Annotated in this window: 28 protein-coding genes; 22 read left to right on the top strand and 6 right to left on the bottom strand. The window is 50.0% G+C overall.

The genetic code is table 11. The features are described from left to right. Positions 1–415: 415 nt before the first annotated feature. Positions 416–745 carry a hypothetical protein gene (locus I8U18_RS13530; protein ID WP_198059404.1) on the top strand — a complete coding sequence of 110 codons (330 nt, stop codon included), beginning with the start codon at positions 416–418 and terminating at the stop codon, positions 743–745. A gap of 53 nt (positions 746–798) precedes the next feature. Here the strand turns inward: I8U18_RS13530 and I8U18_RS13525 are convergent, their stop codons facing one another. Then, positions 799–1,182 (bottom strand): globin domain-containing protein, encoded by a 384-nt coding sequence (locus I8U18_RS13525; protein ID WP_033101333.1) that lies wholly within the window; start codon positions 1,180–1,182, stop codon positions 799–801. Positions 1,183–1,223: 41 nt separating this feature from the next. Next, positions 1,224–2,516, bottom strand: a complete 1,293-nt coding sequence (locus I8U18_RS13520) for a glutamate-1-semialdehyde 2,1-aminomutase (RefSeq protein WP_033101332.1) — start codon at positions 2,514–2,516, stop codon at positions 1,224–1,226. 276 nt (positions 2,517–2,792) lie between these two features. Here I8U18_RS13520 and I8U18_RS13515 point away from each other — a divergent pair, with 276 nt between their 5' ends. From I8U18_RS13515 to I8U18_RS13475, 9 genes are all read left to right on the top strand, one after another. Then, positions 2,793–4,670: a hypothetical protein gene (locus I8U18_RS13515; protein ID WP_152568569.1), complete on the top strand. Its 1,878-nt coding sequence runs from the start codon at positions 2,793–2,795 to the stop codon at positions 4,668–4,670. 60 nt (positions 4,671–4,730) lie between these two features. Continuing rightward, positions 4,731–5,471: a sporulation protein gene (locus tag I8U18_RS13510; RefSeq protein ID WP_198056415.1), complete on the top strand. Its 741-nt coding sequence runs from the start codon at positions 4,731–4,733 to the stop codon at positions 5,469–5,471. A 181-nt stretch (positions 5,472–5,652) separates the two neighbouring features. Next, positions 5,653–6,414, top strand: a complete 762-nt coding sequence (locus tag I8U18_RS13505; RefSeq protein ID WP_033101369.1) for a sporulation protein — start codon at positions 5,653–5,655, stop codon at positions 6,412–6,414. An 89-nt stretch (positions 6,415–6,503) separates the two neighbouring features. Further along, the gene (gene pxpB, locus I8U18_RS13500) at positions 6,504–7,214 is read left to right on the top strand and encodes a 5-oxoprolinase subunit PxpB (RefSeq protein ID WP_198056414.1); all 711 of its coding nucleotides are present in this window, start codon (positions 6,504–6,506) and stop codon (positions 7,212–7,214) included. Next, positions 7,198–8,196, top strand: a complete 999-nt coding sequence (locus tag I8U18_RS13495) for a 5-oxoprolinase subunit C family protein (protein WP_033101330.1) — start codon at positions 7,198–7,200, stop codon at positions 8,194–8,196. Before pxpB ends, I8U18_RS13495 begins: the two co-directional genes overlap by 17 nt. Positions 8,197–8,215: 19 nt before the next feature. Further along, positions 8,216–8,971 (top strand): LamB/YcsF family protein, encoded by a 756-nt coding sequence (locus I8U18_RS13490; RefSeq protein WP_033101329.1) that lies wholly within the window; start codon positions 8,216–8,218, stop codon positions 8,969–8,971. 224 nt (positions 8,972–9,195) lie between these two features. Further along, positions 9,196–10,203: an ABC transporter ATP-binding protein gene (locus I8U18_RS13485; RefSeq protein WP_033101328.1), complete on the top strand. Its 1,008-nt coding sequence runs from the start codon at positions 9,196–9,198 to the stop codon at positions 10,201–10,203. 34 nt (positions 10,204–10,237) lie between these two features. Then, positions 10,238–10,990: an ABC transporter permease gene (locus I8U18_RS13480; protein ID WP_052154275.1), complete on the top strand. Its 753-nt coding sequence runs from the start codon at positions 10,238–10,240 to the stop codon at positions 10,988–10,990. Between the two features lies 1 nt (position 10,991). Beyond that, positions 10,992–11,777, top strand: coding sequence for an ABC transporter permease (locus I8U18_RS13475; RefSeq protein ID WP_033101327.1), 786 nt, complete (start codon positions 10,992–10,994; stop codon positions 11,775–11,777). Positions 11,778–11,824: 47 nt separating this feature from the next. Here the strand turns inward: I8U18_RS13475 and gerPC are convergent, their stop codons facing one another. Beyond that, complete coding sequence (gene gerPC / locus I8U18_RS13470) at positions 11,825–12,169, bottom strand: spore germination protein GerPC (RefSeq protein WP_198056413.1); 345 nt, start codon at positions 12,167–12,169, stop codon at positions 11,825–11,827. 368 nt (positions 12,170–12,537) lie between these two features. On the opposite strand from gerPC, the gene I8U18_RS17805 reads away from it, so the two are divergent. The 8 genes from I8U18_RS17805 (at position 12,538) to nth (ending at position 18,064) form a co-directional block, all read left to right on the top strand. Next, the gene (locus I8U18_RS17805) at positions 12,538–12,969 is read left to right on the top strand and encodes an Hsp20/alpha crystallin family protein (protein WP_198064839.1); all 432 of its coding nucleotides are present in this window, start codon (positions 12,538–12,540) and stop codon (positions 12,967–12,969) included. Positions 12,970–12,992: 23 nt separating this feature from the next. Further along, a complete protein-coding gene (locus tag I8U18_RS13460) occupies positions 12,993–13,199 on the top strand; it encodes a spore germination protein (protein WP_033101325.1) in 207 nt (68 codons plus the stop codon). Positions 13,200–13,210: 11 nt separating this feature from the next. Continuing rightward, the gene (locus I8U18_RS13455) at positions 13,211–13,501 is read left to right on the top strand and encodes a hypothetical protein (RefSeq protein ID WP_033101324.1); all 291 of its coding nucleotides are present in this window, start codon (positions 13,211–13,213) and stop codon (positions 13,499–13,501) included. A 115-nt stretch (positions 13,502–13,616) separates the two neighbouring features. After that, positions 13,617–14,294 (top strand): response regulator transcription factor, encoded by a 678-nt coding sequence (locus I8U18_RS13450; RefSeq protein WP_033101323.1) that lies wholly within the window; start codon positions 13,617–13,619, stop codon positions 14,292–14,294. Position 14,295: 1 nt separating this feature from the next. Then, positions 14,296–15,636, top strand: a complete 1,341-nt coding sequence (locus I8U18_RS13445) for a sensor histidine kinase (RefSeq protein ID WP_198064838.1) — start codon at positions 14,296–14,298, stop codon at positions 15,634–15,636. A 441-nt stretch (positions 15,637–16,077) separates the two neighbouring features. Then, positions 16,078–16,545, top strand: coding sequence for a thioredoxin-dependent thiol peroxidase (gene bcp / locus I8U18_RS13440; RefSeq protein WP_198064837.1), 468 nt, complete (start codon positions 16,078–16,080; stop codon positions 16,543–16,545). A 55-nt stretch (positions 16,546–16,600) separates the two neighbouring features. Next, positions 16,601–17,371: a class I SAM-dependent methyltransferase gene (locus I8U18_RS13435; protein ID WP_033101320.1), complete on the top strand. Its 771-nt coding sequence runs from the start codon at positions 16,601–16,603 to the stop codon at positions 17,369–17,371. A gap of 12 nt (positions 17,372–17,383) precedes the next feature. Continuing rightward, positions 17,384–18,064 (top strand): endonuclease III, encoded by a 681-nt coding sequence (nth, locus tag I8U18_RS13430; RefSeq protein ID WP_198064836.1) that lies wholly within the window; start codon positions 17,384–17,386, stop codon positions 18,062–18,064. Between the two features lie 144 nt (positions 18,065–18,208). Here the strand turns inward: nth and I8U18_RS13425 are convergent, their stop codons facing one another. After that, positions 18,209–18,589, bottom strand: a complete 381-nt coding sequence (locus I8U18_RS13425) for a DUF4383 domain-containing protein (protein WP_052154258.1) — start codon at positions 18,587–18,589, stop codon at positions 18,209–18,211. Between the two features lie 116 nt (positions 18,590–18,705). Here I8U18_RS13425 and I8U18_RS13420 point away from each other — a divergent pair, with 116 nt between their 5' ends. The 3 genes from I8U18_RS13420 (at position 18,706) to perR (ending at position 21,479) form a co-directional block, all read left to right on the top strand. Beyond that, the gene (locus I8U18_RS13420) at positions 18,706–19,335 is read left to right on the top strand and encodes a TetR/AcrR family transcriptional regulator (RefSeq protein WP_198056409.1); all 630 of its coding nucleotides are present in this window, start codon (positions 18,706–18,708) and stop codon (positions 19,333–19,335) included. Between the two features lie 118 nt (positions 19,336–19,453). Then, entirely contained in the window at positions 19,454–20,659 is a 1,206-nt protein-coding gene (locus tag I8U18_RS13415; protein WP_033101317.1) for a cytochrome P450 family protein, read from the top strand. A 385-nt stretch (positions 20,660–21,044) separates the two neighbouring features. Beyond that, positions 21,045–21,479 carry a peroxide-responsive transcriptional repressor PerR gene (gene perR, locus I8U18_RS13410; RefSeq protein WP_033101316.1) on the top strand — a complete coding sequence of 145 codons (435 nt, stop codon included), beginning with the start codon at positions 21,045–21,047 and terminating at the stop codon, positions 21,477–21,479. An 11-nt stretch (positions 21,480–21,490) separates the two neighbouring features. Here the strand turns inward: perR and I8U18_RS13405 are convergent, their stop codons facing one another. Continuing rightward, positions 21,491–23,269, bottom strand: coding sequence for an AMP-dependent synthetase/ligase (locus tag I8U18_RS13405; protein ID WP_033101315.1), 1,779 nt, complete (start codon positions 23,267–23,269; stop codon positions 21,491–21,493). Between the two features lie 296 nt (positions 23,270–23,565). Continuing rightward, positions 23,566–23,889, bottom strand: coding sequence for a DUF2614 family zinc ribbon-containing protein (locus tag I8U18_RS13400; protein WP_052154257.1), 324 nt, complete (start codon positions 23,887–23,889; stop codon positions 23,566–23,568). 215 nt (positions 23,890–24,104) lie between these two features. On the opposite strand from I8U18_RS13400, the gene I8U18_RS13395 reads away from it, so the two are divergent. Beyond that, positions 24,105–25,604, top strand: coding sequence for an MDR family MFS transporter (locus I8U18_RS13395; RefSeq protein WP_033101314.1), 1,500 nt, complete (start codon positions 24,105–24,107; stop codon positions 25,602–25,604). The last annotated feature ends 317 nt before the right edge of the window (positions 25,605–25,921 follow it).

Raw genomic sequence — 25,921 nt, 5'->3', positions numbered from 1 at the left:
ATGGTTTTTTAAAAAAATTGCTTTGGCAGAAAACATAACATCGTATTGCAATAAAAGAATAACATGAAAATTTATGACATAGCAAGTATGAGATGCCATTTTTATTCATTTTCCAATATCTTTTATACAAAAATGATCTCAGGATGTCGATTGCGTAAACCTTTGATAATAACGGGAAGTGGCAGTTTTGCTGTAAGCGTTTTCTTAAATGATCATGAATTTTTATTCATTTATTTCCTTTTATTGGGATTTTGTTTTTTTAAGGGGAGTATTAATTTTTTGATATGATCGTAAACAGGGGGGAGTGTAGCTTTTTACCTTTAGGGTATTAAAGATGATGGTTAGAAATAATCTTATCATATTGAGATGATTTTGTGTATATTTAAAAATTTTTTATTTAGAGAGTTGGTGTAAAGTGGAAAGGAAAATCGGTTTTGTTTTGGCTCTGCTCTTGCTGTTTTTGACAATTCCCGGTTTTCATGCGGTGCAGGCGAAGGAAATCGGCTGTTATTCGTTTGACCGCTGGGAAGATGCCCAACGCTATTATCTCCGGCATTCCCAGAATACGCTGGATGCCGACCGGGATGGATGGGCTTGTGAGGAATTGATCGGTTTTCAAAACCTGGGCGCGGAGAAAGAAAAATGGCGAAAGAAGCCGGGCGAACCCGTTCCGGAAAAAAAGGCGAGCCCGAAGCGTTCGTGGTTTGAACAGATTCTCTACATGATTGAAAGCTTCCTGGACTGAGGCAAAATGGAAACTCCCGGCTTGTGATCGAGGCCGGGAGTTTTTGATATCGTTCAGTCATCCTCTTGATTCACCATATGATGGGCGGCGATGACCAGGCGGCCGAAAAAGAGCTCGCGCTCCTGACCCGTAATCCCCACTTCGTCCATGGCACGGCTCATGCAATCGAGCCAGGCTTCCGCGCGTGCCGGCGTGATCGGAAAAGGCAGATGCCGTGCCCTGAGCATTGGATGGCCGTATTTTTCGGTATAGAGAGGAGGGCCACCCAAAAATTGCGTCAGGAAGAGATACTGTTTTTCCATGACGGGACGGATGTCTTCGGGAAAGATCGGCTTTAACAGCGGATGAGCCTGGACGCGGGGATAAAAGGCCTCAACCAGCGCGCGTACCCGGTCGGCTCCTCCGATTTTTTCGTATAAGGTTGTTGCTTCTTCCATGCGGATCACTCCCGGCAGTTGTTTTCAAGCTGTGCGGTCTGTTACGGCTTCATTTGGCGAAATGCCCGTTCCACTGCTCTGATGGTGAATTGAATATCCTCTTCCGAATGGGCAGTTGTTAAAAACCAGGCTTCATATTTGGATGGGGCCAGATAGACTCCCTCCTCCAGCATGAGACGGAAAAATTGGGCGAATTGCTCGCCGTCGGCAGCTTTTGCCCCTTCATAGTCTTCAACCGTTTTGTCAGTAAAGTATACGGTAAAGGCGCCGCCAACCCGGTTCACCGTAACGGAGTTTCCGTATTTGCCGGCCAGGCGGATGATCTCATCGCTCAAAGTTTTCCCCATTTGCTCCAACCGTTCGTATGTACCGGGTTGTGACAGTTGTTTGATGCAAGCGATACCGGCTGAGATTGACAGAGGATTTCCGGCCATGGTTCCCGCCTGGTACATCGGTCCCGTCGGCGACACTTTCTCCATGATTTTGCGGGAACCTCCGTATGCTCCGATGGGCAGACCGCCGCCGATGATTTTTCCGAGGGCGGTTAAGTCGGGTTCGACATCATATAATGTTTGTACGCCGCCGTAATGAAAGCGGAAACCGGTGATCACCTCGTCAAAAATGACCAGCGCACCCGCCTGATGCGCCCGTTCTTTAACGGTTTGCAAGAAGCCGGGTTTGGGCGGCACGATGCCGAAGTTGCCGACAAGCGGCTCCACCAGGACTGCAGCCAGTTGATCGCCCCAGTGCTCCATTGCTTCTGCGAAAGCATCGAGATCGTTGAAGGGGATGGTGATCACTTCGCTGGCGATACTGTTGGGAATGCCGGCGCTGTCCGGGGTTCCCAGAGTGGAAGGGCCTGATCCCGCGGCAACCAGCACCAGATCGGAATGTCCGTGGTAACATCCGGCGAACTTGAGGATTTTATCGCGGCCGGTGTAGGCGCGTGCCAGCCGGATCGTCGTCATCACCGCTTCGGTTCCGCTGTTGACAAAGCGGATCTGTTCCATTGACGGAATCGCATCGCGCAGCATTTCCGCAAACAGAACCTCTTTTTCTGTCGGCGTTCCGTACAGAACACCATTGGTTGCCTGTTCGATGATGGCGGCGGTGACAACCGGATGGGCATGCCCCAGGATGATCGGGCCGAATGCCGCCAGATAATCAATATATCGGTTGCCGTCTTCATCCCAGAAGTACGGGCCTTGTGCTTTTTTCATAAAAATGGGCGTTCCGTTTCCAACAGCCCGGAAGGAGCGGGAAGGGCTGTTGACGCCGCCCACGATCACGTCTAGCGCTTTTTGGTAAAGCTCTTCTGAACGTTGTATATTCAAGGAACCATCCTCCTCCTAGAAAATGTCTCTTTCATTGTAACGCGCTTTTGGGGAAATGCCTAGGTGAAAGAGGGGAGCGACAGGGGGTGTCCCGGGGCGATTGGCGGTGGCGGGGAGCATTCCGCCGGGCATGGAACAAGCCGGCCGTGATTCACGATTTCAAAGGTTGTTCAGTTGTCTGTTTCTTTCATCCTGTGTTATCCTCAAATTGGGAACATATGTGGTTTTTCCGGGTTTATCTTGTATTTGGGAAGTGAATTGTGGAGGCGAAGAAACTTGTCCGTTTTTCAAGTGGGGGAATGGTATCGAGGATTATATTATGTTGAACACGTCGTTCAATTTTTTGGCGGGGAAATGGCAGTGGCTCGCAAAGATTCCACCCGGTATTACCTGGAGTCGGTTCTCCTGGAAGGGGCCGCACCTCCCCAGGTTGTCGAGCAATACCGCTCTTTGAACCATCCGCTCCTTCTTCCCATTGAGGAAGTGTACGACGAGGAACGTTTTCTCGTGTTGATCCGGCCCTATGAACCGATTCGTCCGCTGAGGGAAGTGATTTCGGAAAGAGAAGTGGATGAAGATCAAGTGGTTGCATGGGGAAAAGAGCTTTTGCAACTGGAACGGGAGCTCAGAGCCAAGCCGTTCAAAATGTACATCTTGCTTGATCCGCGCAATATCGGAATGACGGCAAATGATGAATTAAAAGTTTTGTTCTGCGGGACGGAGAAAATCACTTATTCCCGAACGCTGGACTGGGGCACCTTTTTCTACTGTTTGTTGTCCGGACGGCTTCGGGAAAAGCCGCTGCAAAGGCTGCCCGTCGGTTTTCCCGTTTCCAAACCGATGGCCAAGCTGATCTCGAAATGTTTGCAGAACCATTCACCTGAGTCCGTGCTCGCGCAAATTGAAGCATACGAAAGGCGCAAAGAAGGAAAAGGGTTTCTCTCCTTTCTGTTCCGGGAACGTAAAGAATCATCGCAAGAAAACCATCCGCCTGTGGAAGAACAGCCCAGTGTACAGGAAAATGAAAAAGAGCCCGAGGTTTTCGCTGAACAAATGAATCCGTCTGATGCCGTTGCCGCTGATTCGGTCCCGGCCGAACAGGCCCCCGCTGTCACGGAAGAGACTCCGCAGGATGCAGTTTCCAACAGGCAGGAAGCAGCGCAAAACGAGGAGCTCCCGACGGAAGATACTGACCGCAGAAAGCTCTCTCAGGAAGAGGCGGACCGAAAAGAGCTCCCGGAGGAAGATGCCAATCGCAAAGAAATCCCGCAGGAAGATGCCGAGCGCGAAGAGCGTCTGAAAAGATTGGAACAGGAAACGCTGGAGCGGTTGCGGCGGGAATTTGAAGAACGTCAGGAGCAGCTGCTCAGCAAGCAACGGGAGGAGCTTGAAAAACGGCAGGCCGAACTTCTGGAAAAGCAGCGCCAGGAGTTTGAAAAGAGAGAACAGGAGCTCCTGAAACGCCAAAAAGACGAATTCAAACAGATGATTGAAAAGGAAGAGCAAGAAGAATGGGAGCGCGAACAGCAGGAGAAAGAACGGCTCGAGCAGGAACGGCTGGCGAAACAGCGGGAAGAAGAGGAACGGCGGCGCCGCGAAGAGTTGGAAAAAGAGCGCAAACGGCTTGAAAAAGAGCAGGAAGAACGGCTGCAAAAAGAATTGGAACGGATGGAAAAAGAGAGGCTGGAATGGGAGAGAAAACGGCAGGAGCTGGAAAAGAAAGAAGAAGAGCTGGAAGCGAGACTGCGGCGAGAGTTTGAAAAAATGGCGCAGAGCCTGCTGGAAAAACAGGCTGAAGAATTTGAACGCCGGCAGCAGGAGATGCTGCAAAAACAGCGGGAACTGTTGGAAAATCAGACAAAAGAGCGCCTGAAAAAGCAACGCCAGGATCTGGAACAATCCTCGAAATATTACTTGCTTGACAAGACCATCATCAAAAAACAAGCAGGTTTAATAGATCTGGAAGAAAATTGGCCAAACATTCCGCTGCCCTCCGAAAAAGCAGAGAATACAGACCCGTCCGAAAAAGCAAGACAACAGGAGATCACGCAGGAACGTTTGCGCCAGGAGCGTCTGAAGCGCGAAAACGAAGATCATGAGCGGCTGGCCAGACAGTTTGAGGAATATATGAAGCAAATTTATGTTCAGGACTGATGCAGGGTCGTACAGCTTTTAGCCCCCTTATATTGAACCGGCAAGGAGTGGTGTTCATCCATGATTTTTTACAAATCGCTTGCAAGTTTGGGGATTGGTGGCGCCACGGTTGATACCCGGCTTGAGGGAAGCCGGTTTTACCCGGGAGAGACGGTGAAAGGGGAAGTGTTTGTCCGGGGAGGCAACAGCCCGCAAGAGGTTGAAGATATCTATCTTTACCTGGTGGTTACGGTAAACCGAAATCACAAAAAAATAGCTCATGCCATGGAGAAATATCGGCTGTCTCAATCGTTTACCTTGCAAGTGGGTGAACACAAACGGATTCCGTTTCAAATCCGATTGCCGATGGAAACTCCGATGTCGACCGGCAGTTTTCCGCTTTACCTCAAGACCGGATTGGATATCAAAATGGCAATTGATCCTACGGACTTGGACAGAATTGAGGTTTTTCCGGCCCCGCTTGTCCAAAAACTTTTAAAACAGATGGAAGATGCCGGTTTTATTCTTTATCACATTCATAATGAGTATGATCCGGATCAAAAACCGTTTCCGTTTTTTCAGATGTTTCAATTTCGCCCGACTGGACGCTATCACGGGTATGTGGATAATATGAATATCATTTTCAACGTTTCGGAGACCGGAGTGGAGATGGATGTGGAGATGATCCGGTCCGAACGGATTTTGAACAGCGCCTTTTCCTGGAAGTTCAGCGATCCCGATGGGACCCTGACGATCAACAGTCAAAAGGTGCAGGAAGATCCGCTGCAAAAGATTGACGAATTATTGAATCAGAAACCGTAGGGATCAGGTTATTGCAAGCCGGATCCCGGAACCGGGCGGAGGGGTTTGGGGGAAAAAGCCTGTTCGGATTTTCATGCAAGGGAAAGACCCGGAAATCCCTCCGTCAGCAAAAGCAATGGATGGTCCCTCAAGGGGCTGCAGAACGAAGCAGAGAATCAAATCAGGGGAGTGCAGGGGAACAATGTCGGTTTTTGGAAAAGCATTAGCCAGTTTAGGGGTAGGAGCAGCCAAAGTGGATACGCGACTGGAGAAAGCTACATACCGCCAGGGGGAAATGATTCGCGGTGAAGTTTTTATCCAGGGGGGACAGGCTCCTCAGATGATTGATGAGATCTACCTCTATCTCATCGTTCAGTACCACCATGAAGGGACCCATAAAGAGTATGTCGTCAGCGAATTTCGTTTGACAGAGGAGTTTGAAATCGGTCCTCATGAATCGAAAGTTCTTCCGTTTCAATTTGAAATGCCGCTTGATGCGCCGGTTTCCACAGGTGGTTCGCCCATCTATCTGAAGACCGGGCTCGATATTAAAATGGCGATCGACCCAAATGATACTGATGGGGTTGAGATTTTGCCGCATCCGCTGATCGATGCCGTTTTACACGGGATGGAGGGAATCGGTTTCCGCCTGACGAGTGTCGATTACGCTTTTGATAAATTCTATTCCCGCCATCCCTTTATTCAGGAATACAAAATGATACCCGAAAGCGGGGAATACAGGGAGGCGTTTGATGAAGTCAGCCTCGTCTTTTATCCGCACGTGCACGAAGTCGACATCATTTTATCGTTGGATCGCAAAGCGGTTGATCTGATGAGTTCCATGGAGGAAGCGCTCAATCTGGATGAGCGGATTCTCCGGTTTACGGTTACGAAAAAAGAGGTGGAACGTGGTCCGCGCGCCTTGGAAGCGAAGCTTGCGCAAATGATTGAACCTTATTTGTAAAAAAAGGGTAATCCCCCCGGATGATGGGGGATTTCCTTGATTTTTGCCAAAATTCCGGTATTGTGCTGCAAAAGGGAGGGAAGGCTGAGATGAATGAAAATCAGCTGGTTTTGCGGCCGATGGGCGATTCTGCCATTGTGGCCGAATTGGGGCAGAAAATGGATCAAGAGACACATTTCCGGGTAAAGGCATTGGCTGCCGCGCTTAAGAAAAATCCCTTCCGGGGAATGACGGGATATGTGCCTGCTTTTACCACGCTGACAGTATTTTATGATCCCCTTTCTCTCTCGTTTACGGAAATGAGCCGGCGACTGCAATCCCTGGCCGAAGACATCGGTACAGGGGAAGAGCTGCAACCGAAGGTCGTGGAGATCCCCGTTTGCTATGGCGGTGAATTCGGCCCCGACTTACCCTTTGTGGCTGAATACAACAAACTGTCACCCGAGGAAGTGATCCGGATTCATGCTTCAGGGGAATACCTGGTTTACATGATCGGATTTGCTCCGGGCTTTCCCTATCTCGGCGGAATGTCCGAGCGGATTGCCGCACCGCGAAAGCCGTCGCCGCGGGTAAAAGTTCCGGCGGGCTCGGTCGGGATTGCCGGAAAGCAAACCGGAATCTATTCCCTCGATTCGCCCGGAGGGTGGCAACTGATCGGGCGGACACCGCTCTCTCTCTTCCGTGTGGACCGAAACCCGCCCGGTTTGTTGGAGATGGGGGATATCGTCCGCTTCCGGCCGATTTCCCGCGCGGAGTATGAACGTTGGGAGGCTGGCGGAAATCATGCATATCAGCGTTAAAAAGGCCGGACTGTTTACGACGTTGCAGGATTTGGGAAGAACGGGTTGGCGCCAAGCCGGCATCCCCGTCAGCGGGGCGATGGACCCGTTTGCTCTGCGAACGGCCAATCTGCTGGTTGGAAATGAAGAAGGAGAAGCCGCTCTGGAAATGACCATGACCGGCCCGACGCTGGAGATGGAAGCGAATCTCTTGATCGCCATCTGTGGAGCTGATCTTCAGCCCCGCATCAACGGGCAACCGGTGAAAAACTGGCGCCCGGTCTATGTCAGAAAAGGAGCCGTTCTCTCTTTTGCCGGTTCTGTCAAGGGCTGCCGGGCCTACCTGGCAGTGGCGGGGGGATTTGCCGTGCAGCCCGTCTTGGGGAGTAAAGCTACCTATACGCGTGCAGGAATCGGCGGATTTTGCGGCAGGGCGCTGGAGATAGGAGACCGGCTCGCTATTGGGACCATGAGTAAATCAGCACTTCGGCGCCTGAGCCAACTTGCCCGGAGAGCAGGGAACCGGGCATATGCCGAAGGGGAATGGTATGTCGGCCCCGGTTTTCTCCCGCCCTACCGCGCCAATCCGACTGTTCGTGTCACCCGTGGGGGACAATTTTCATGGTTTTCGGAGAGAGGAAAGGAGAATTTTTTTACGGAGGCGTTTCAAATTTCCGCGCAGTCGGATCGGATGGGATACAGGCTGACCGGCCCGGAGATTTCTCTGTGTCATCCGCGCGAGCTTTTATCTGAAGCGGTGACGCCGGGAACCGTGCAGGTACCGGCCGACGGGCAACCGATTATTTTGATGGCGGATTGCCAGACAACCGGCGGTTATCCCAAAATCGCCGAGGTCATCACTGCGGATCTGCCGGTGCTCGCCCAGATGAAGCCGGGTGAAAAAGTACGGTTTGCCGAAGTTTCGGTCAATGAGGCGCAAAGGCAGTATCGCAAACAGGAAAAAAAATTGGCCCTGTTGAAAAAAAGGCTGGCACTGCTGTGAAAAAACGGGAGGGAAACGGATGACTCGCATCGATTTGAATTGTGACCTGGGTGAAAGTTTCGGATCTTACCGGATCGGAATGGATGAAGCGATTCTGCCGATTGTCACGTCGGCCAACATCGCCTGCGGCTTTCATGCCGGTGATCCTGCTGTAATGCGGAAAACGGTGCAACTCGCACTGGAACATCGGGTGTCGATTGGAGCCCATCCCGGTTTGCCCGATCTGCTTGGCTTTGGCCGCCGCCAGATGGCGATTTCCTCCCAGGAAGCTTATGATATGGTTGTTTACCAGATCGGCGCCCTGTCCGCCTTTGTTACGGCGGAAGGAGGGAAATTGAGGCATGTCAAACCGCATGGCGCTCTTTATAATATGGCGGCCGCCCGCCCAGATCTGGCACAGGCGATTGCCCGGGCTGTGTATCGGGTGGACAGGGAATTGATCCTGTATGGCCTGGCCGGCAGCGAGTTGATCAAGGCGGGAGAAGAGGTAGGACTGAGAACGGCCAGCGAAGTGTTTGCCGATCGGACTTATCAGGAGGATGGGAGCCTCACCCCGAGAACGGAACCGGGGGCGTTAATCGAGGACACGTCCGCAGCGGTTTCGCATGTGCTGCGGATGGTGCGCGAAGGAAAAGTGAGAACGCTTGGAGGCACAGACCTGGAGATTCGGGCGGATACGATTTGCATTCACGGAGATGGCGAACATGCACTCCGGTTTGCGAAGACCATCCGTGAGCAACTGATGGCTGCCGGTGTACAGATTGCTCCGCTGTGAATGTTGGAGCAGAACGGAATTTTTTCCATGGAGATGCAGTTCACTTTACCGATCGATAGGATTAAAATAGAATGGTGACCCAGGTATTCCTGCAACAGGGAATGCCTTTTTTTCTTTGAAAGTGTATAGCGGGACGGAATGCGGGGAAGCCCGGCCGGCCTGGCTTGACTTTTACCTCTGGGTTGCGCTTATGACGATCTCACAAAAGGGAGAGTGGAAAGAAAGTGCGATCGATTGAAGCTCATGGGTTAACCAAAGAGTTTAAGGTATATCAGAGCCGCCCGGGATTAGCGGGGGCCTTTCGCGATTTGTTGAACCGGCAGTACCGGGTGATCCGGGCTGTTGATGCGATTGATTTGACAATTGACCAGGGAGAAATCGTCGGTTATATCGGGGAAAACGGCGCCGGGAAATCGACGACAATCAAGATGTTGACGGGGATTTTGGAACCGACGGCCGGAGAGTTGAAAGTGAACGGCTACGATCCTCATCGCGAACGGGAAAAATTTGTGCGAACGATCGGCGTCGTTTTCGGGCAGCGCAGCCAGCTCTGGTGGGATATCGCGGTGCAGGAGTCGTTTCGCCTGCTGCAAAAAGTCTACCGGTTGCCGGATGAGCAGTATAAACGCCATCTCGGACGGATGGTGGAAGTTTTGGAAATCGGTGATCTGCTTGACCAGCCGGTTCGCAAATTGAGCCTGGGCCAGCGGATGCGCTGTGAACTGGCTGCCGCACTGATTCATCAGCCGCCGCTGCTGTTTCTGGATGAACCGACGATCGGGCTGGACGTGCTGGTAAAAGAAAATATTCGCCGCTTCCTGAAAGAGATCAACAAAGAGTTGGGAACGACGATTTTGCTGACCACGCACGACATTTCAGATATCGAGGCCCTGTGCTCACGCGTTGTGATGCTGGACAAAGGGCGCATCATCTATGACGGAAGCCTGACCAAACTTCGGCTCAACTGGGGTGGCGGACGCAAGATTCACCTGGATTTTGCGAAGAACGTCCAGTTGAATGAACTGGAGCAGAGAACGGAAGGGCTTCCGGTAAAATGGGAACAGACGGGGCAAAGGCAATATATTGCCCATATTCATCACGGTGAATTGGCGGTATCGGAAGTGCTTTCCCGTGTGGTTCAGTATGTGCCCGTTCAGGAAATGCGGATTGAAGAGGCATCGACCGAAGAGATTGTGCGCCAAATTTATCAGGAGGGGATGACGATTGTATAAGGTGTATCTTGAAGTGATTCGCATCCGTTTTCTCATGATGCTGGCGTACCGCGTGAATTACTACAGCGGCATTATCATCTACAGTTTGAACATCGGCGTTTATTATTTTTTGTGGATGGCCATCTATGGCAACAAGGGAACGCTGCAGGGGATGACTGTGATGCAAATGGCCACATACATCGCCGTTTCCTGGATGTCGCGGGCGTTTTATTTCAACAATCTCGATCGGGAGATCGCGCAGGAGATTCGTGACGGAACCGTTGCCGTTCAGTTGATACGCCCCTATCACTATCTGTTGGTCAAAGCGTTTCAGGGGCTGGGAGAAGGATTGTTCCGCCTGTTTTTATTCAGTGTTCCCGGAATGATCGTGGTATCGTTCATTTTTCCGATCGATCTGCCGGGAGTCTCGCCGGTATGGGCCAAATTTGCCTTAAGTCTGCTGCTCGGGTTTATCGTCAACGTGGAAGTGAACCTGCTGACAGGCGTGCTCGCCTTTTTCATTTTAAACAACCAAGGATTGATCTGGGCGAAGCGAGTGATCGTCGATCTGCTGTCGGGGCTTACGATCCCCATCGTCTTTTATCCTGACTGGATGCAAAAAGTACTGGAGTTTCTTCCGTTTCAGGCGATCAGTTATTTGCCGAGCACGGTATTGGTCAAAGGATTGGCCGGCTCCGACTTTGTCCATGCCATATTGATCCAAGCTGTTTGGTGCGTGCTGCTCTGGATTCCCATTCAGCTGATCTGGTTAAAAGCTAGAAAAACGCTGATTGTACAAGGTGGTTAATATGTTTCATCTCCATTTGTTCATCGAGTATTTCAAGCAATATATCAAGACGAGAATGGCGTATCGCTGGGATTTTGTGACCCAGTTCATCATGAACTTTTTTTATCAGGGCATCAATCTCATCTTTATCCTGGTGGTCTTCCAGCATACATCAAGCCTCGGCGGCTGGAATCGCTACGAAGTGATTTTTATTTATGGCTATTTTCTCATTCCGTGGGCGGTTTTTTCTGCATTTTTCAATCTCTGGGATTTTAATGACCGCTATGTGATCAAAGGAGAACTGGACAGGGTGTTGACCAGGCCGGTCTACAGCTTGGTCCAGGTGATCATGGAGACGATGACTCCGGAATCCCTTGTCGGCGGGTTAACCGGACTTGTCGTGATGGGGTATGCCGCTTGGAAACTGGATCTCAGTTGGGATTTGATTGATATTCTCCTTCTTTTCCTGTTCACGTTGGGCAGTGTGATGATTTACGGAGGAATCTATATAGCCTTGACCAGCATCAGTCTCTATTCGGATTCCAAATCTGATATCCAGCCGATTATTTACAATATCGGGAATTATGGCCGCTATCCCGTAAATATCTACCATCGGGTGATTCAGTTTGCGCTCACCTGGGTTCTTCCGTTTGCTTTTGTCGGCTTTTACCCGGCAAGTTACCTTCTGGATCATGACCATTGGAAATGGTATGCCTTCCTCACCCCGCTCGTTGGCATCCTTTATCTCGGGTTTGGTCTGATGTGCTGGAACCGGGGCATTCGCCACTATCGGGGAGCAGGCAACTGAACAACTGACCGCGCGGGTTGTTTATTCCAACAATCGCGCGGTCTTTTTTACGGGGAGGAAAAATGTTGCTGCGGATTGTCGGCTCCGGGGTTCTCATCCTGCCCTCCCTCTTCTTCATTCACCAGATTTTTGCGGTGTTCTTCCACCACCTGCTCGATAATGTCTCCCACGGCGGAATCGTCTCCGGTGGCGGTTAAACCGACGTTTAAGGTTCCGCTCAGCGTTTGCACATGCAGCTCGTGAATCTTGTATTCGATTTTTTCCACCTGAAGCGGCTTGATTTTCTCGACCAGCTTTTGCAGTTCTTCATTTTGCTGCTTCAACTGATTGAGGTCCTGCTCCATCTGCTCCAGCCGTTGCCAAAGATAAGAGAAAGGATCATATCCGTACAAGCGATTTCACTCCTTTATGTGCACTATTGGTTTTCTTCATTAATAAAAATGAATTAAGCAAGCTGAATCCCTTTTCCAGTGCTTCATGTTTTTTGCGAAAATGCGTCACAGGAATGTCGTTGTCTGTTCATTCCAACCATTCCATATTCCGCCGGTTGTGTCCGCTCCTTTCCGGAGCATGCTTAAGCCTGCATCACTCGGCTGTGCCGAAAGGTTATGCATTTTCCGTCGGGATGAAATGGGCAATCTCTTTTAAAATATATGGGGATGAGGTAAGAATTGATGCCAGAATTGTGACAGGACAAAGCCCAAGCGAATAAAATATGGGCATCCGTATTGTGATTCGGCCTGTAAAGGAGGTTTTTCTGGTGAGCGGGAATACCCAATTTGCGCGGTGGCATCATTTGGCCCGGCAGTTTCTGGGGGAAGATTTTTTTAAGGAAATCATGCATGCGGCCGAAAAAGACGAACCGGCCGTCGATGTGTTTCATGGGCCGAATGAAGTGATTGTGGTGATCAATTTGCCCGGGATGGAAAATATCCATACCCTGGAAATGAGAGTGGAAGGGGAAACGCTTTGGATAAAAGGACAAATCCCAAACCCTTATGAAGGGTTTCATGTATCGCTTTCCGAGCGTAAAAAAGGAGAATTTCAGAAAACCATTCCATTGGGTGTTCCTGTTGCCAGGCGATATACCAGCGCGCGTTACCGCAAAGGGATTTTGGAAATTCGGTTTCTCATTCATAAGGAACCTTCTCAGAACCATGCGATGAAACTGAAGATGGATGACCGGGAGTAACACTGACCGAGGGAGGGACATCCATGGGGACGATCAACAATATTTTTAATATCAAAATCAACAGCATATCCAGTGCTGCTTCCGTCAATTTCGGAAATACTATCAACATCGGCGCGGAAAGCTTTACCAAATCGCTTGGTGGATCTTCACCGATTGGGGATTTCAGCCGGAACCTCGATTTTGAGCGGAATGTGTATCTCGATCCGGATATTGTGGATTCCACGGGATGAGGTGACGGGCATTGATTCATGTGGAAATTCGTTCGCTTCAGGTGAATACGGTTGCGGATGCGGGCTCGATGAATATCGGTTCCACACTGAATATTGTCAATCAACGGGAGCAACTGGTATCACCCCGGCAGCCACAGAAACCGGGAGGGCAGGAAGAAAAAACGGAAGTACCGAATCCGCCGGAGACGCAGCCGCCAATTCCCACTCAACCGGGTCCGCCAATTCCGCCGCCGGCCGGAGCCAAAAGTCCGAAGGATGACGGTCCCTCCCGCAGGAATCATTCATGTGTAATCCGGGAATGAAAAAACTTGGGTCAAACGGGCTGTGAATTGGCCTGTTTTTTTAACACTTGGAAGTTTTTTCTGGAAATGAGAGAATAAAAAAAGCCCGGAAAAAGCAGAGGTTTGGGTGGTAGGGATGAAAAAGAAAATTTTGATTGTTGAAGATGAAAAGAGCATTGCCCGGTTTCTGGAGTTGGAGTTAAGACATGAAGGATATGAGGTCAAGGTTGCCCATGACGGCAGATCTGCGCTGAGAATGATGAAAGAAGAAGACTGGCAATTGGTGATACTGGACATTATGCTGCCTGACCTCAGCGGAATCGAGATCTGTCGCCGAATTCGTTCCGACAACCAGGTTCCGATCATCATGTTGACGGCCAAAGATGCCGTTCCCGACCGTGTCAGCGGGTTGGATGCCGGCGCGGATGACTATCTGACAAAACCGTTTGCGATTGAAGAACTTTTGGCCCGCCTCCGGGCGATTGAACGGCGGCATTCATGGGAAGAGGAGGCGAACGTGATCGGGGTGACCCCGATTACCCTCTATCTCGATGAGAGAAAGGCCGAAGCGTACGGAAAGGAAATCAAATTGACCGCCCGCGAATTTGATTTGCTCTCCTACCTGATGCAAAACAAAAATCATGTCCTGACAAGGGAGATGATTCTGACCAAGGTATGGGGCTACGATTATGCGGGGGACACCAATGTCGTGGACGTCTATATCCGTTATTTGCGCGCGAAACTGGAATCCATCGGTCTGGAATATTTCATTGAAACCGTGCGGGGAGTGGGTTATGTGGTTCGGGAACATTAAGATGCCGATACGCTGGAGACTGGTTGTTTTATCGACGATCGGACTGATTGGGATTTTGATCCTGTTTCATATCTTTGTCTACGTTCTTTTAAAGAACTGGTTGATTGGAACGGAAGAATCGGTGCTTCGGGATAAGCTGATCTCGATTCAGAAAGTTTACGATCAGGAGGCGTTTTCCTCACTTCCTTATTCCGCATGGCTCCCCTCGATGATCGAAGAAGGACAAGCAGTTAGGCTGATTCGGAACAAACGGGTGATCGCTTCCGTTAACAAGGGAATTTCCGAAACAGTCTTTCTGCCGATGTCCTATCCCAACAAAAAGGAGAAGATCGAAAAATATACCGACCGGGAAGTGCTGGTGCTGACAATGCCGCTCGACCGGGGAAAAGGGCGGATGGAGTTATATTCCGATTATTCTTCCAGTGGCAAGTATATCAGCTCGATGATCACCGCATTGGTCATTGCTTCATCCGTGCTCCTCGTGTTTGTGGTGATCGGCGGATATGTGATGAGCACGATCGCGTTTCGCCCGGTGAAGATGATTACAAAGGCGGTACAGGAATTTGATCCGGCCAGGCCGACTCACCGGCTGAAGGTGCCGAACACCGGGGATGAAATTGCGCTGCTGTCGAGAGTGTTTAACTCACTGCTCGATCGGATCTATGATTTGATAAAAAAGCAAAATCGCTTTGTCAGCGATGTCTCCCACGAGTTGCGCACACCGATCGCCGTGGTGCGGGGCTATTTGAATTTATTGCGCCGTTGGGGAATGAAAAAGCCGGATGTGGCGGAGGAAGCTCTTTCCACCATGGATAAGGAGCTGACCCGGATTGAAAAAATGACTGAGCGCTTGCTCAAGTTGGCCCGTCTGGAAATGGAGGAGCCGGTTCAGGAACCGGAAACTTTCAACATCACTTCGGTTATTGCCGAACGGGTGAAGCGCTGGCAGCAAGTTCACCGTGAGCTGGAGATTGTTTATGATGCCCGGGATGAGGAACTTGAGTGCAGAAGCTATCAGGCGGATTTGGAGGAACTGCTGGATATCCTTTTGGACAACGCGGGCAAATATACGGAAGAAGGCGGCCGCATCACGGTCAAATTGCGGGGAACCCCGAAGCGCATCCGAATCGTGGTGCGGGATACGGGGCAGGGAATTTCTGCGGCTGATCTCCCCTTTATCTTTGACCGTTTTTACCGGGCCAAACGACAGCGCAAAAACACCGGCAGCGGGCTGGGACTTTCCATCGCGCTGGAACTGGTTAAAAAAATGGGCGGAGAGCTGGACATTAAGAGCCAACTTGGGAAAGGGACTGCGGTCATCATTATGTTGCCCCGTTTCTAATCAAAGATTAATCCGATTCTCATATTTCTCTTATATGCCCTTCTTATGATTGGAGTATAAATTGCATTTCTTAAGAAGGGATTGAGTCGGATGAAATTGATCGCTGAACTTTTTATCCTGCTGACGGTGGTGCCGATTTGGGGGATCAAGGCAATCTGCTCGATCCGCAGTTTGAACGTCTTTCTGAAATCTCTTATCTGACGATAGCGATTGCATATATTTCCAGCCGGGGCCGATGACAGGCCCCGTTCGTTTTTTTCACGTAAGGGTGTTGCCGGTTGCTCAGTGACGTCTCCGCTCCCCTCCCGGGACTGCGTGGATGCCTGTCTGTCATGGATCTGTCCGCTTCCCATTTTCAACATCCATTTGCAGCGCTTAATTTCGCCTTTGAGAAATGGTAGAATGTGAATAACCTGTGAAGTAAATGATGGAGGTGTAATCATGCCGCAAGAAGGAGAGCAAGCGATCGGGTTTACACTGGAGGCATCCAACGGAGAAAAAGTGTCGCTTTCCGATTATCGGGGGAAAAATGTTGTTTTGTACTTCTATCCCAAAGACAACACACCGGGTTGTACCGTGGAAGCGTGCGGTTTTCGTGATCACCATCAGGAATTTGCAGATCTGAATACGGTGATTTTGGGAGTCAGCCGGGATTCCGTTGCTTCCCATCAAAAATTTGTGGAAAAGCAGAATCTCCCTTTCCTGCTTCTGAGTGATCCCGACGGCAAGGTGTGTGAAGCCTATGGTGTGCTTAAAGACAAGAATATGTTCGGCAAAAAGTTTAAAGGCATCGAACGCTCGACCTTTGTGATCAATGAGGAAGGACAGATTGTCAAGGTTTATCGAAAAGTGAAAGCGATGGGGCATGTAAAGGAAGTTTTGCAATATATCAAAGAACATCTCCGTTGACGGGTTCCTGCCACAGGGCCCGTTTTTCGCCAATCGATAAAGGATGTGGTGAAAAATGGTGAATGCTTACGATTGGCCCGATTATTACGATTGGACATCCACGGGGCTTGATCACGATCTCACCTATTATGTAGAATTGGCACAGCAAACGGGAGGTCCGGTCTTGGAGCTCGGATGCGGGACAGGACGGATTACCCTGGCGATCGCCCGCGCCGGAATCAAGGTAGTCGGGCTTGACCTTTCTTCGGCCATGCTGGCAAAAGCGAAACGAAAAGCGGAGGAAATGGAACTCGCCGGGATGGTGGAATGGATCGAAGGGGATATGTCCCGCTTTCAATTGGGACGCTGTTTTCCCCTGATCATTATTCCGTACCGTTCGTTTTTGCATCTGTTGACGGTTCGCGACCAGGTGGAAACGCTGAAACGGGTGCGCGTCCATTTGGCGGACGAGGGATTGTTTGCTTTCAATATCTTCGTTCCCAAAATTAAAGCTCTTTATGAAACGGATGGACGTTATACTTTTCGCGGTACGTTTCCGGTGCCGGGAACAGGTGAAACCGTAGAGCTTCATGATTTTATCGAATATGACCATTTTGCCCAAATTGCCAATGTGATTCGTTACATGGAACGATTTGATCCTTCAGGTTTAATGATTGAGCGAATCCGCACGCTGTTCCGGCTCCGTTATGTTTACCCGTCCGAAATCAACCATCTTTTAAACCTGTGCGGATTTAAAATTCTTCATCGCTTTGGCACATTTTACCGCACGCCTTTTGACGCGCGCAGCGACGAATTGATTATTGAAGCGGCTAAACGCGTTTTGTAGGGAGGGGAGAAAATGGAAGTGCAGAAGCCGAAACGCGTACCGACGCGAAAAATCTTGGAAACCCTCGCCGAAATGTATCCGGATGCCCATTGTGAACTGAACTACCGAAATCCTTTTGAACTCTTGATCGCCACGATTCTGTCGGCGCAATCAACCGACCGCCAGGTGAACAAAGTGACGAAAGGATTGTTTGAAAAGTTCCCCCGGCCGGAAGATTTTCTTGATTTGACCGAGGAAGATCTGGCGGAGCACATTCGCGGTCTGGGATTGTATCGCAATAAAAGCAAGAGCATTTTGCAAACATGTCGCATTTTGGTGGAGAAGTACGGAGGAGAGGTGCCGCAAGACCGCAAGCAGCTGGAAGCATTGCCCGGAGTCGGCCGCAAAACGGCCAATGTCGTATTGAGCAATGCCTTTGGTGTTCCGGCGCTGGCGGTGGATACGCATGTACAGAGGGTGGCCAACCGCTTGGCCCTTGCGGATAGCGACAACCCGCTTGAGACGGAGCGCCAACTGATGAAACGGGTTCCCCGGGCCGAATGGAGCGACACCCATCATCGGATCATCTGGCACGGCCGCCGCGTTTGCGCCGCGAGAAATCCCAAATGCCAGATCTGCGACCTCCTGCCTTACTGTTGGTACGGGAAAAAAGTGAAAAAGGAGAAGGGGAAATACGAGCCGGCGGGGCGGTAAAAGGAGAACGCGAAGAAGGCGATTTTTGATCAGTCAAAAGTCGCCTTTTAACTAAAACACCGCCTTTTTGCATGATTCGCGGCTGATCCGCCGTCATGCACAAAAGCCCCACCGGGAAAGAAGGGTGGGGAATTAAGGGTCAAATTATGAACCTTTTGATTCGGTTTGTTTTTCCTTTTTCACTTTGACTTCCCTGGCCCAATCTCTGAATCCGAAGTATAAAGCGGCAAGGGCGACCAGGATATGAACGACTTCAATCGTGGCAGTATTTTCAACAAGGCCGTCGAAAAGGCCGAGAATCGCGATGATGCCGTACAAAACGCCGAAGACCCGTGCAGTCAGCAGGCTCCACTTCTCTTGGGCGCTTACGGCCAAAAAGATAATGCCGCTAATCAGATGAAACAGGTTATGAGCCAAGGTTAAATGCAGGAGATTATAAATGGTGCCTTGAGTTGGTAAAAAGAAGCCGATCACCCCGATGAGGGTGAGCAAAACTCCTATGATCCTGGCGAATCCTTTTGCCATAAACCTCACTCTCTTTCCTTTGGTTTGTTAGATATATATGAGCCACACCGGGTGGTGATGCCTAAATTGTCCAACTGAATCTTTCACTGAAGGCAAAATGAAGAGGTGGTAATAAATTGCGGGAAACGAGGAAAAAAACCCGGGAAATCCAGGCGATCGAGCGGCGCAAGCAGCTGTTGGAGATGGCGAAAAAGTTATTTGCCGAGCGGGGCTATCACGGTACAACAACGAAAGCGATCAATGAAAGCATCGGAATGGCGGACGGGCTTCTGTATCACTATTTTCCCGGGGGGAAATTGCAAATTTTGCATGCGATTTTTGAAGAAGAGATCGACCGGAAAATCGGCCGGATCAAGCAAGAATTGCAAAAGATTGCGGAGATTGACGAGCTTAAAGACGTTCTTTTTCAAATTGGCAGCCTTTTGATGAAATATGCCGTTCGCGACCGGGAATTGCTCATCATCTATCTGAAAGAACGTTCGCTGCTCGACCCTGCGCTGTTGCAGAGGAGCATCCATCAGCTTTGTGAGGTCTGGCGGGAGATCTGCGCCCTGATCGAAGCAAAGATCGATGAGAGGCACTTTCATCAATTTGATCCGTCGATGATGGTGAATCAGTTTGTCGGTGCCATTATCTTTTATCTGGCACAAAATATTTACTTTCCGGAAAAAAGCCGCAGTCGCAAAAGGAAAGAAGAATTCCTGTGCGAATGGGTTCGCCATACCCTTGCAACCTGGACCAAATAAAAAAGGGGAGACCATTTTGGACTGCCCGGTTTTTTAAAAAACAATTCATTGATTAATGAATTAAAAAAGGGGAATATAATAGAGTAATTTATTTTCTCCAAAAAGGATGGGGGCCTCAATGAAACTTCAGTTTGATCTGTTTGCTCCGGATTATAAGAAACACTCCTATGCGTTTTATACTGAATTGCGGGAAAAAGCGCCCGTTTACAAAGTGAAAATGCCGAACGGGCTCGATGCCTGGCTGATTACCCGCTACGAGGATGCGCTTTCGGCTTTAAAGGACAGCCGCTTTATCAAAAGAGGGCGAACCGCGCTCGGGGAAGAGCGGTTTAAAAAATTGATCGTGCTTGAGGAATCAGAGTACTTAATGGAAACCATGCTGGCGATGGATCCGCCCGATCATACCCGACTCAGAAGTCTGGTATCCAAAGCGTTTACGCCCAAGATGATCCAGGGGATGCATGAGAATATCCAAAATATCGCCGACGGGCTGTTGGAGAAAATGGAAAAAGGAAAACCAATCGATTTAATGAGTGAGTTTGCCTTTCCCCTGCCCATCATCGTAATCAGCGAAATGCTGGGAATTCCCACTGAAGACAGGATGAAATTTCGCGATTGGTCCAACGCGATCATTGATGCCAATAATCATCCGGACCGGATGAGGAAGGCTGGTCCCAAAATCAAAGCTTTTGTCGCTTATTTGCAGGAATTGGTGGAAAAACGCCGGCAAAATTCAACCGATGATCTGATCTCCAGTCTTGTTCATGCAGAAGCAGAAGGAGATAAACTTTCTGAGAAAGAACTTTATGCCATGATTTTTCTGCTGATTGTCGCCGGGCATGAAACAACGGTCAACCTGATCGGAAACGGAGTGCTGGCCCTGCTTGAAAATCCTGATCAGATGGCCCTTTTGCAGCAAAATCCGGAACTGATTCAAACGGCGGTGGAAGAGTTTCTGCGTTACTACAGCCCGGTTGAGTTTACGACCAACCGCTTTGCGATAGAAGATGTGAACTGGCATGGAGAGACCATTAAAAAAGGGGATATGGTGCTGGTTGCTCTGGCATCGGCCAATCGGGATCCGGAGCAATTTGTCAATCCGGATCAACTGGATATCACCCGTAAACATAATCCGCACATCGGTTTTGGCTATGGGATCCATTACTGTCTGGGAGCACCTTTAGCCCGTTTGGAGGCGCAGATTGCCATTTCGTCGCTGCTTAACCGCTTCCCCGATATAAAGCCGGGCACCTCCCTTGAACAGTTGGAATGGCGCCCCAGTTTCCTGATGCGCGGTTTAAAGGAATTGCCGGTCATTCTTTGAGAACGGAGATTGATTATTTAATCTGGATTCTAAAAAACAATTGAAAGTATCTCTTTAACTCTAATTGCAAAAGTTGGAAAGATCAGACGAAAGAAGTTGAAGCTGTCGACAGACGAAAGCAAAAGGGGATTGGTGCTTCTCCGCATCGACCGTTACGACCGGGGCAAAGAGAAGCGCCAAGACCCTGCTTTATGGATTTGGATATGAATGTTTTCGCCTCTTTTGGTGTTTGTTATTTTTTAATCCGGACAAAAATAAAAAAGGATCGATACAGGAAAATGACCTCTTTCATTGACAAAAGGGCAAAGGGGGGCGTAGACTAATTATATAGATTATTAAGTGAGAATCGTTCTTTCACAGGGCGGATTCAGCGAGGTGGAGAACAATGACCAACCGCCTGGCAGAAGCAGTCGAGATGCTCAAAGGGATTGGAGTTCGTATGACCCCGCAGCGTCATGCCATTTTAACCTATCTCTACTCTTCAATGGGTCATCCGACGGCTGATGAGATTTATAAGGCGCTGGAAGGAAATTTTCCCAATATGAGCGTGGCAACCGTATACAATAATTTGCGTGTGTTCAAAGATGCGGGATTGGTCAGGGAATTGACCTATGGTGACGCCTCCAGCCGCTTTGATGCCAATATGGACGATCATTATCATGTGATTTGCCGGAAGTGTGGAAAGATCACCGATTTTGATCATCCGCCGCTCTTCAAAATGGAGCAGGAAGCAGCAAAGGCGACAGGATATCAGGTTGAAACACATCGCATGGAAGTGTACGGAGTTTGTCCTGAATGTCAAAAAAAAGAGAAGCAATGAAAAGGCCCTGCTTAAGGTGTGGCAGGGTCTTTGCTTTCGGTTGCGGCAGCCGATCGGGAAGCTGTGCTTTCGCTATACATGGCTTCGATGATTTCCGCATAGTTTTCCTCGATTTTTGGCAGCCGCAGCCTCTGGGTAGAAGTCAATTCCCCGCGGCTTTGGGAAAAAGAGCGGTGCAGGAGGGCAAACCGCTTTGGCTTTTCTATCAATGAAAAACCTTCTAACCGGCGGTCGATTTCCTCTTTTATCAGCTCTTCCAATTCTGCCGGGCTCTTTCCGGCGCAGGCAGCGGGATCAGGTGTGATCAACGCGGTTATGTACGGACGGGCGTTTCCGAGCAAAACGGCTCTCTCGATCAAAGGGCTTGCGTTGAGCGCATCTTCGCAATCATCGGTGTCTACCAGAGTTCCGTCGGACAAGGTGACACAATTTTTTCTGAGCCCGGTCATTTTGATCTGTCCGTCCGAAACGGCTTCAGCGAATTCCCTCGTGTGAAGCCATCCGTTCACAATCGTCTGTTGGGTTTTCTCCGGTCGGTTGTAGTAGCCCATCATTACGCTGGCGCTTTTCACCAGCAATTCGCCGTCCGAGAGGAAACGGTATTCGATCCCGGGCAGGGTATTTCTGCTGCCGTCTGCCGGATCAGTAAGACGGCTTGCCAATATGATGGAAGTGCAAGCGGCGGTATTGTGCGTTGTAATAACCGGCAAACCCAGTGTTTCAAAAAAGCCCCGTGCCTCATCCGACAAGGAAAGTTGATCGCTGATCAGAAATCGCAATCTTCCGCCGAACCGGTGCACCCATTTGGAGAAGACCAGGGTATGGGCCAGGGTGTGCGTCCATCTGGCTGTACCGGGTATGGGCCAGTTGAAACCCTTACGGGCATGATCGTAGTAGGTTTGCGTGAGGCGGCGTGCCGTCCGAAAAAGAAATGCCCTGAATTGGGAACGTTCGATTTCGCTGTGCACCAGATTGTACAGACGTTCCACCTGTTTCGCACTTCCGATGAAAATGGTTGGCCGGTATTGGATCATGGGGCTGAGCAGATCATCTGTTTGATCCGTGTATGCAATCGTTGCACCGCATCGGAGCGGGGCCATCTGTCCGGCCAGCCGGGTCAGGCTGGAGGAGGCGGGCAAAGCGGAAAGGACAATGTCATCCGATACCATCGGGATGACATGAGAGATGCTTTCCAGGTGGCTGAGAATGTTGGCATGGGAGAGCATCGCTCCTTTCGGTTTTCCATGGACGCCTTGCTGATAGACAATAGCGGCTAGCTCAGGGGGCTGAATCGCGGGGTAAACCCAATCCAGCTCCTCGAGGGCAACCGTTTGCCCCAACTGGATGACTGTTTCAAAGCGAAGGGCTCCGCGTTTTCCTTCCGCTTTTCCGGTCAACAGAATGGTGTGACGGATTTCTGAAGGCGGATCAAGCTGATCCAGCATTGGAGGAGTTCCGACCAGGACAGCCTCGGCTTCGGAATGGAGCAGGATTTTTTTGATGTCGGCGGCCGGTTTCAACGGATGGATGGGAACGGAAACGGCACCCAAACTTAAAATGGCAAGATCGCTGATGAGAAAGCGGGGATGGTTTTCCGAGATGATGGCCACTTTGCTTCCTGCCTTTATTCCCAGCCGTTCCAGGCCAAAAGCGAAATCGCGAACGGTGGCCCACAGTTTTTGGTAAGTCATCGAGCGCGGCTGGCTGTCTTCCGTCCACAGCAGCGCCGTTTTGTCCGGAAATCGGCTGACCGTTTGTGAGACCATTTCAAGAAGATTATGTGGTTTCAATTGCCTGTTCCTCCTTTCGGTGCATCATGTTTCAAGAAACAAATTGTTTTGCAAAGGCCGAAAAACAGAAGTCTGTCGGGTTCCGGTGCTCCGGTTCCTTTGGGGCAAAGGATCTGTAGAACCTTTTGCTTAACCCCTGTCATGGATCTCTGCCGGTTTTCCAAGATTGCTTCTCAAGTTTGGCGACAGCCTGTCCCGTTTTCAAAGAATTGGTACTATTATAGCGGAAATTGACTCGGAAGAGAAGTTTCGGGCCGGCATAACGAAGCGAAGCCCTTTGTCAGTGAAGGGCCTCGCTACATTGGTGGTGTTTCGGATTGCTTGGGAGCATCTGCGGGGTCAAACGATAAAATGGCTCTGCAATGCATGCATTCATCCTTTTTTCCCAACACCTTTGTCTGTTTCCCGCAAGCGGGGCAGATGATGTGCGCGGATTGAGTGGAGATGATTCCGATCCAAAAATAAATGCCAACGCTGGCCAGGATGAAGATCATGCCAATCGCCAGGAAGAGGGCGATCAGGTCTTTGGCCAGGAATCCCAGATACATGACTCCCACGCCGGCAAAAATCAGGCCAAGGGCAAAGGTGCGAATTTTATTCAGCTTGCCGGAAAGCAGCATACGGCCCCTCCTTAAAAAGCGCTTTCAATGTCAGAAAGATTGTAACACGAACGCATTTTTTGCGCAATCAAAGGGATGTGCGGGCGGGATCAAGAAGATGTCCGATTTTGCAACATAATAAATAAAAAGGTTTGTTTTATGATTTTTGGGGAAAAGGAAGCATGCTATGATAAAATGGAGCAATTAAATTTTTGCCCAGTTGTGGAGGTTGGTTCATGCAAACGAATCGTAAACAAGTGACCATCGCGATGTTGATCGCGACGTTTTTGGCGGCAATTGAGGTCACGATCGTCAGTACGGCAATGCCCCGGATTGCCAGTGAACTGGGGGGATTGCAATTCATCAGTTGGGTATTTGCCGCATACCTTCTCACCTCAACTGTGACGACGCCCATTTTCGGCAAACTGGCTGATCTCTATGGAAGAAAAGTCGTCTTCACGGTTGGGGCCGCTTTATTTTTATTGGGTTCGATGTTATCCGGATTGTCTTCGTCGATGCATCAGCTGATCTGGTTCCGCGCATTGCAAGGGTTGGGCGCCGGAGGAATCATGCCGACAACCTTTACGATTATCGGCGATATCTTCCCTTATGAACAGCGGGCCAAAGTTCAGGGGTGGTTTAGTTCGATCTGGGGATTATCCGGACTGGTCGGCCCCCTTGTCGGCGGGTTTCTGGTTGATTACGTATCATGGCGGTGGATTTTTTATATCAATTTGCCGTTTGGTCTGGTTTCTGTGATCATGCTCTGGATCTTTTTGCGGGAAGAAGGAGATTCCCGCGAAAGAAAAATCGATTATTTAGGTGTTCTCACTTTTTCCATCGCCGTCGCCTCGATCCTGTTTGCCCTGTCAACGGGAGGAACGGTCTATTCTTGGGGATCGGCAATCATCATCGGCCTGTTTTTGGTTGGAATCCTGTTTTTGCTGATCTTCATCTGGGTGGAGTTCAAGGCTGAAGAGCCGATGCTGCCGCTGGAATTGTTCAAAATTCCGTCCATCCTCGTTTCCAATTTGGCTGCTCTCTTGTCGAGCGGCATTCTGATCGCGCTCAATGTTTATTTGCCCCTCTGGGTTCAAGGGGTACACGGGCGCGGAGCAACCGGTTCGGGGTTAACGCTGCTGCCGATGTCGATTGGCTGGCCGATTGGTGCCACTCTCGGAGGCAGGCTGATGCTCAAAGTCGGTCCGCGCAAAACGGCGGTGCTGGGGCTGATTCTCATTTTGGCAGGAAATGTGTCTCTGGCTTTTATCAGCCAGACGACGCCAGATTGGGTTTTAAGCGTGATCATGCTTATAATCGGTTTCGGCTTCGGCTTCTCGATGACGGTATACACGGTTATTGTCCAGTCTTCCGTCGGGTGGAACCTGCGCGGAGCTGCCACGGCTTCCAACACGTTTTTGCGTTCGCTCGGACAAACGATCGGTGTGGCGGTCTTTGGGACGCTTTTTAACCATTACATGAAGGTGTTCATGATGGGGCACGCCGAGGTGAAGAATATCAATGTGTCAGATCTCAACCGCTTGCTCGATCCGCACAACATCGGGCAAATTCCGTCGAGCGTGATGAAAACGATGCGGGAAGCGCTCGTTTATGGTCTGCATCACATTTTCCTCATTTTGGTCGGCATCGCGGTTCTCGCGCTGCTGTTTGTGTTCCGGTTGCCATCCAGTAAGCCGGAGGCTGTTGCCGTCTCCAAAGATCTAAAAGAGGCTTGAGGCGAGATCGGTAAAGAAAGGGCCGGGGATGCTTCTCTGGCCTTCCCGCATATTTGTCGGGCGGTCAGGGAGGCCCAATCCCCTGATGATTTTGTTGAGTGTCATCCCGAGGTTATGCCGCAAAAACATTTTTTTAAAAAAAGTGTTGACGAAATTTATTTAAGGTGTTATTATCTATTTTGTCGCCGCGAAACGCGGTTGATAAAAAAGAATTTCAGCGTGTTCCTTGAAAACTAAAGAGTGAAGCATGACCTGTTGATTCTTTTTGAGCTAGATCTTTATCGGAGAGTTTGATCCTGGCTCAGGATGAACGCTGG

This window comes from Thermoactinomyces sp. CICC 10522 (assembly GCF_016055075.1).
In the GTDB taxonomy this organism is placed as follows: domain Bacteria; phylum Bacillota; class Bacilli; order Thermoactinomycetales; family Thermoactinomycetaceae; genus Thermoactinomyces_A; species Thermoactinomyces_A daqus.
Note: the sequence above shows the minus strand (reverse complement) of the source record. Positions and strands in the feature narration are given on the sequence as shown.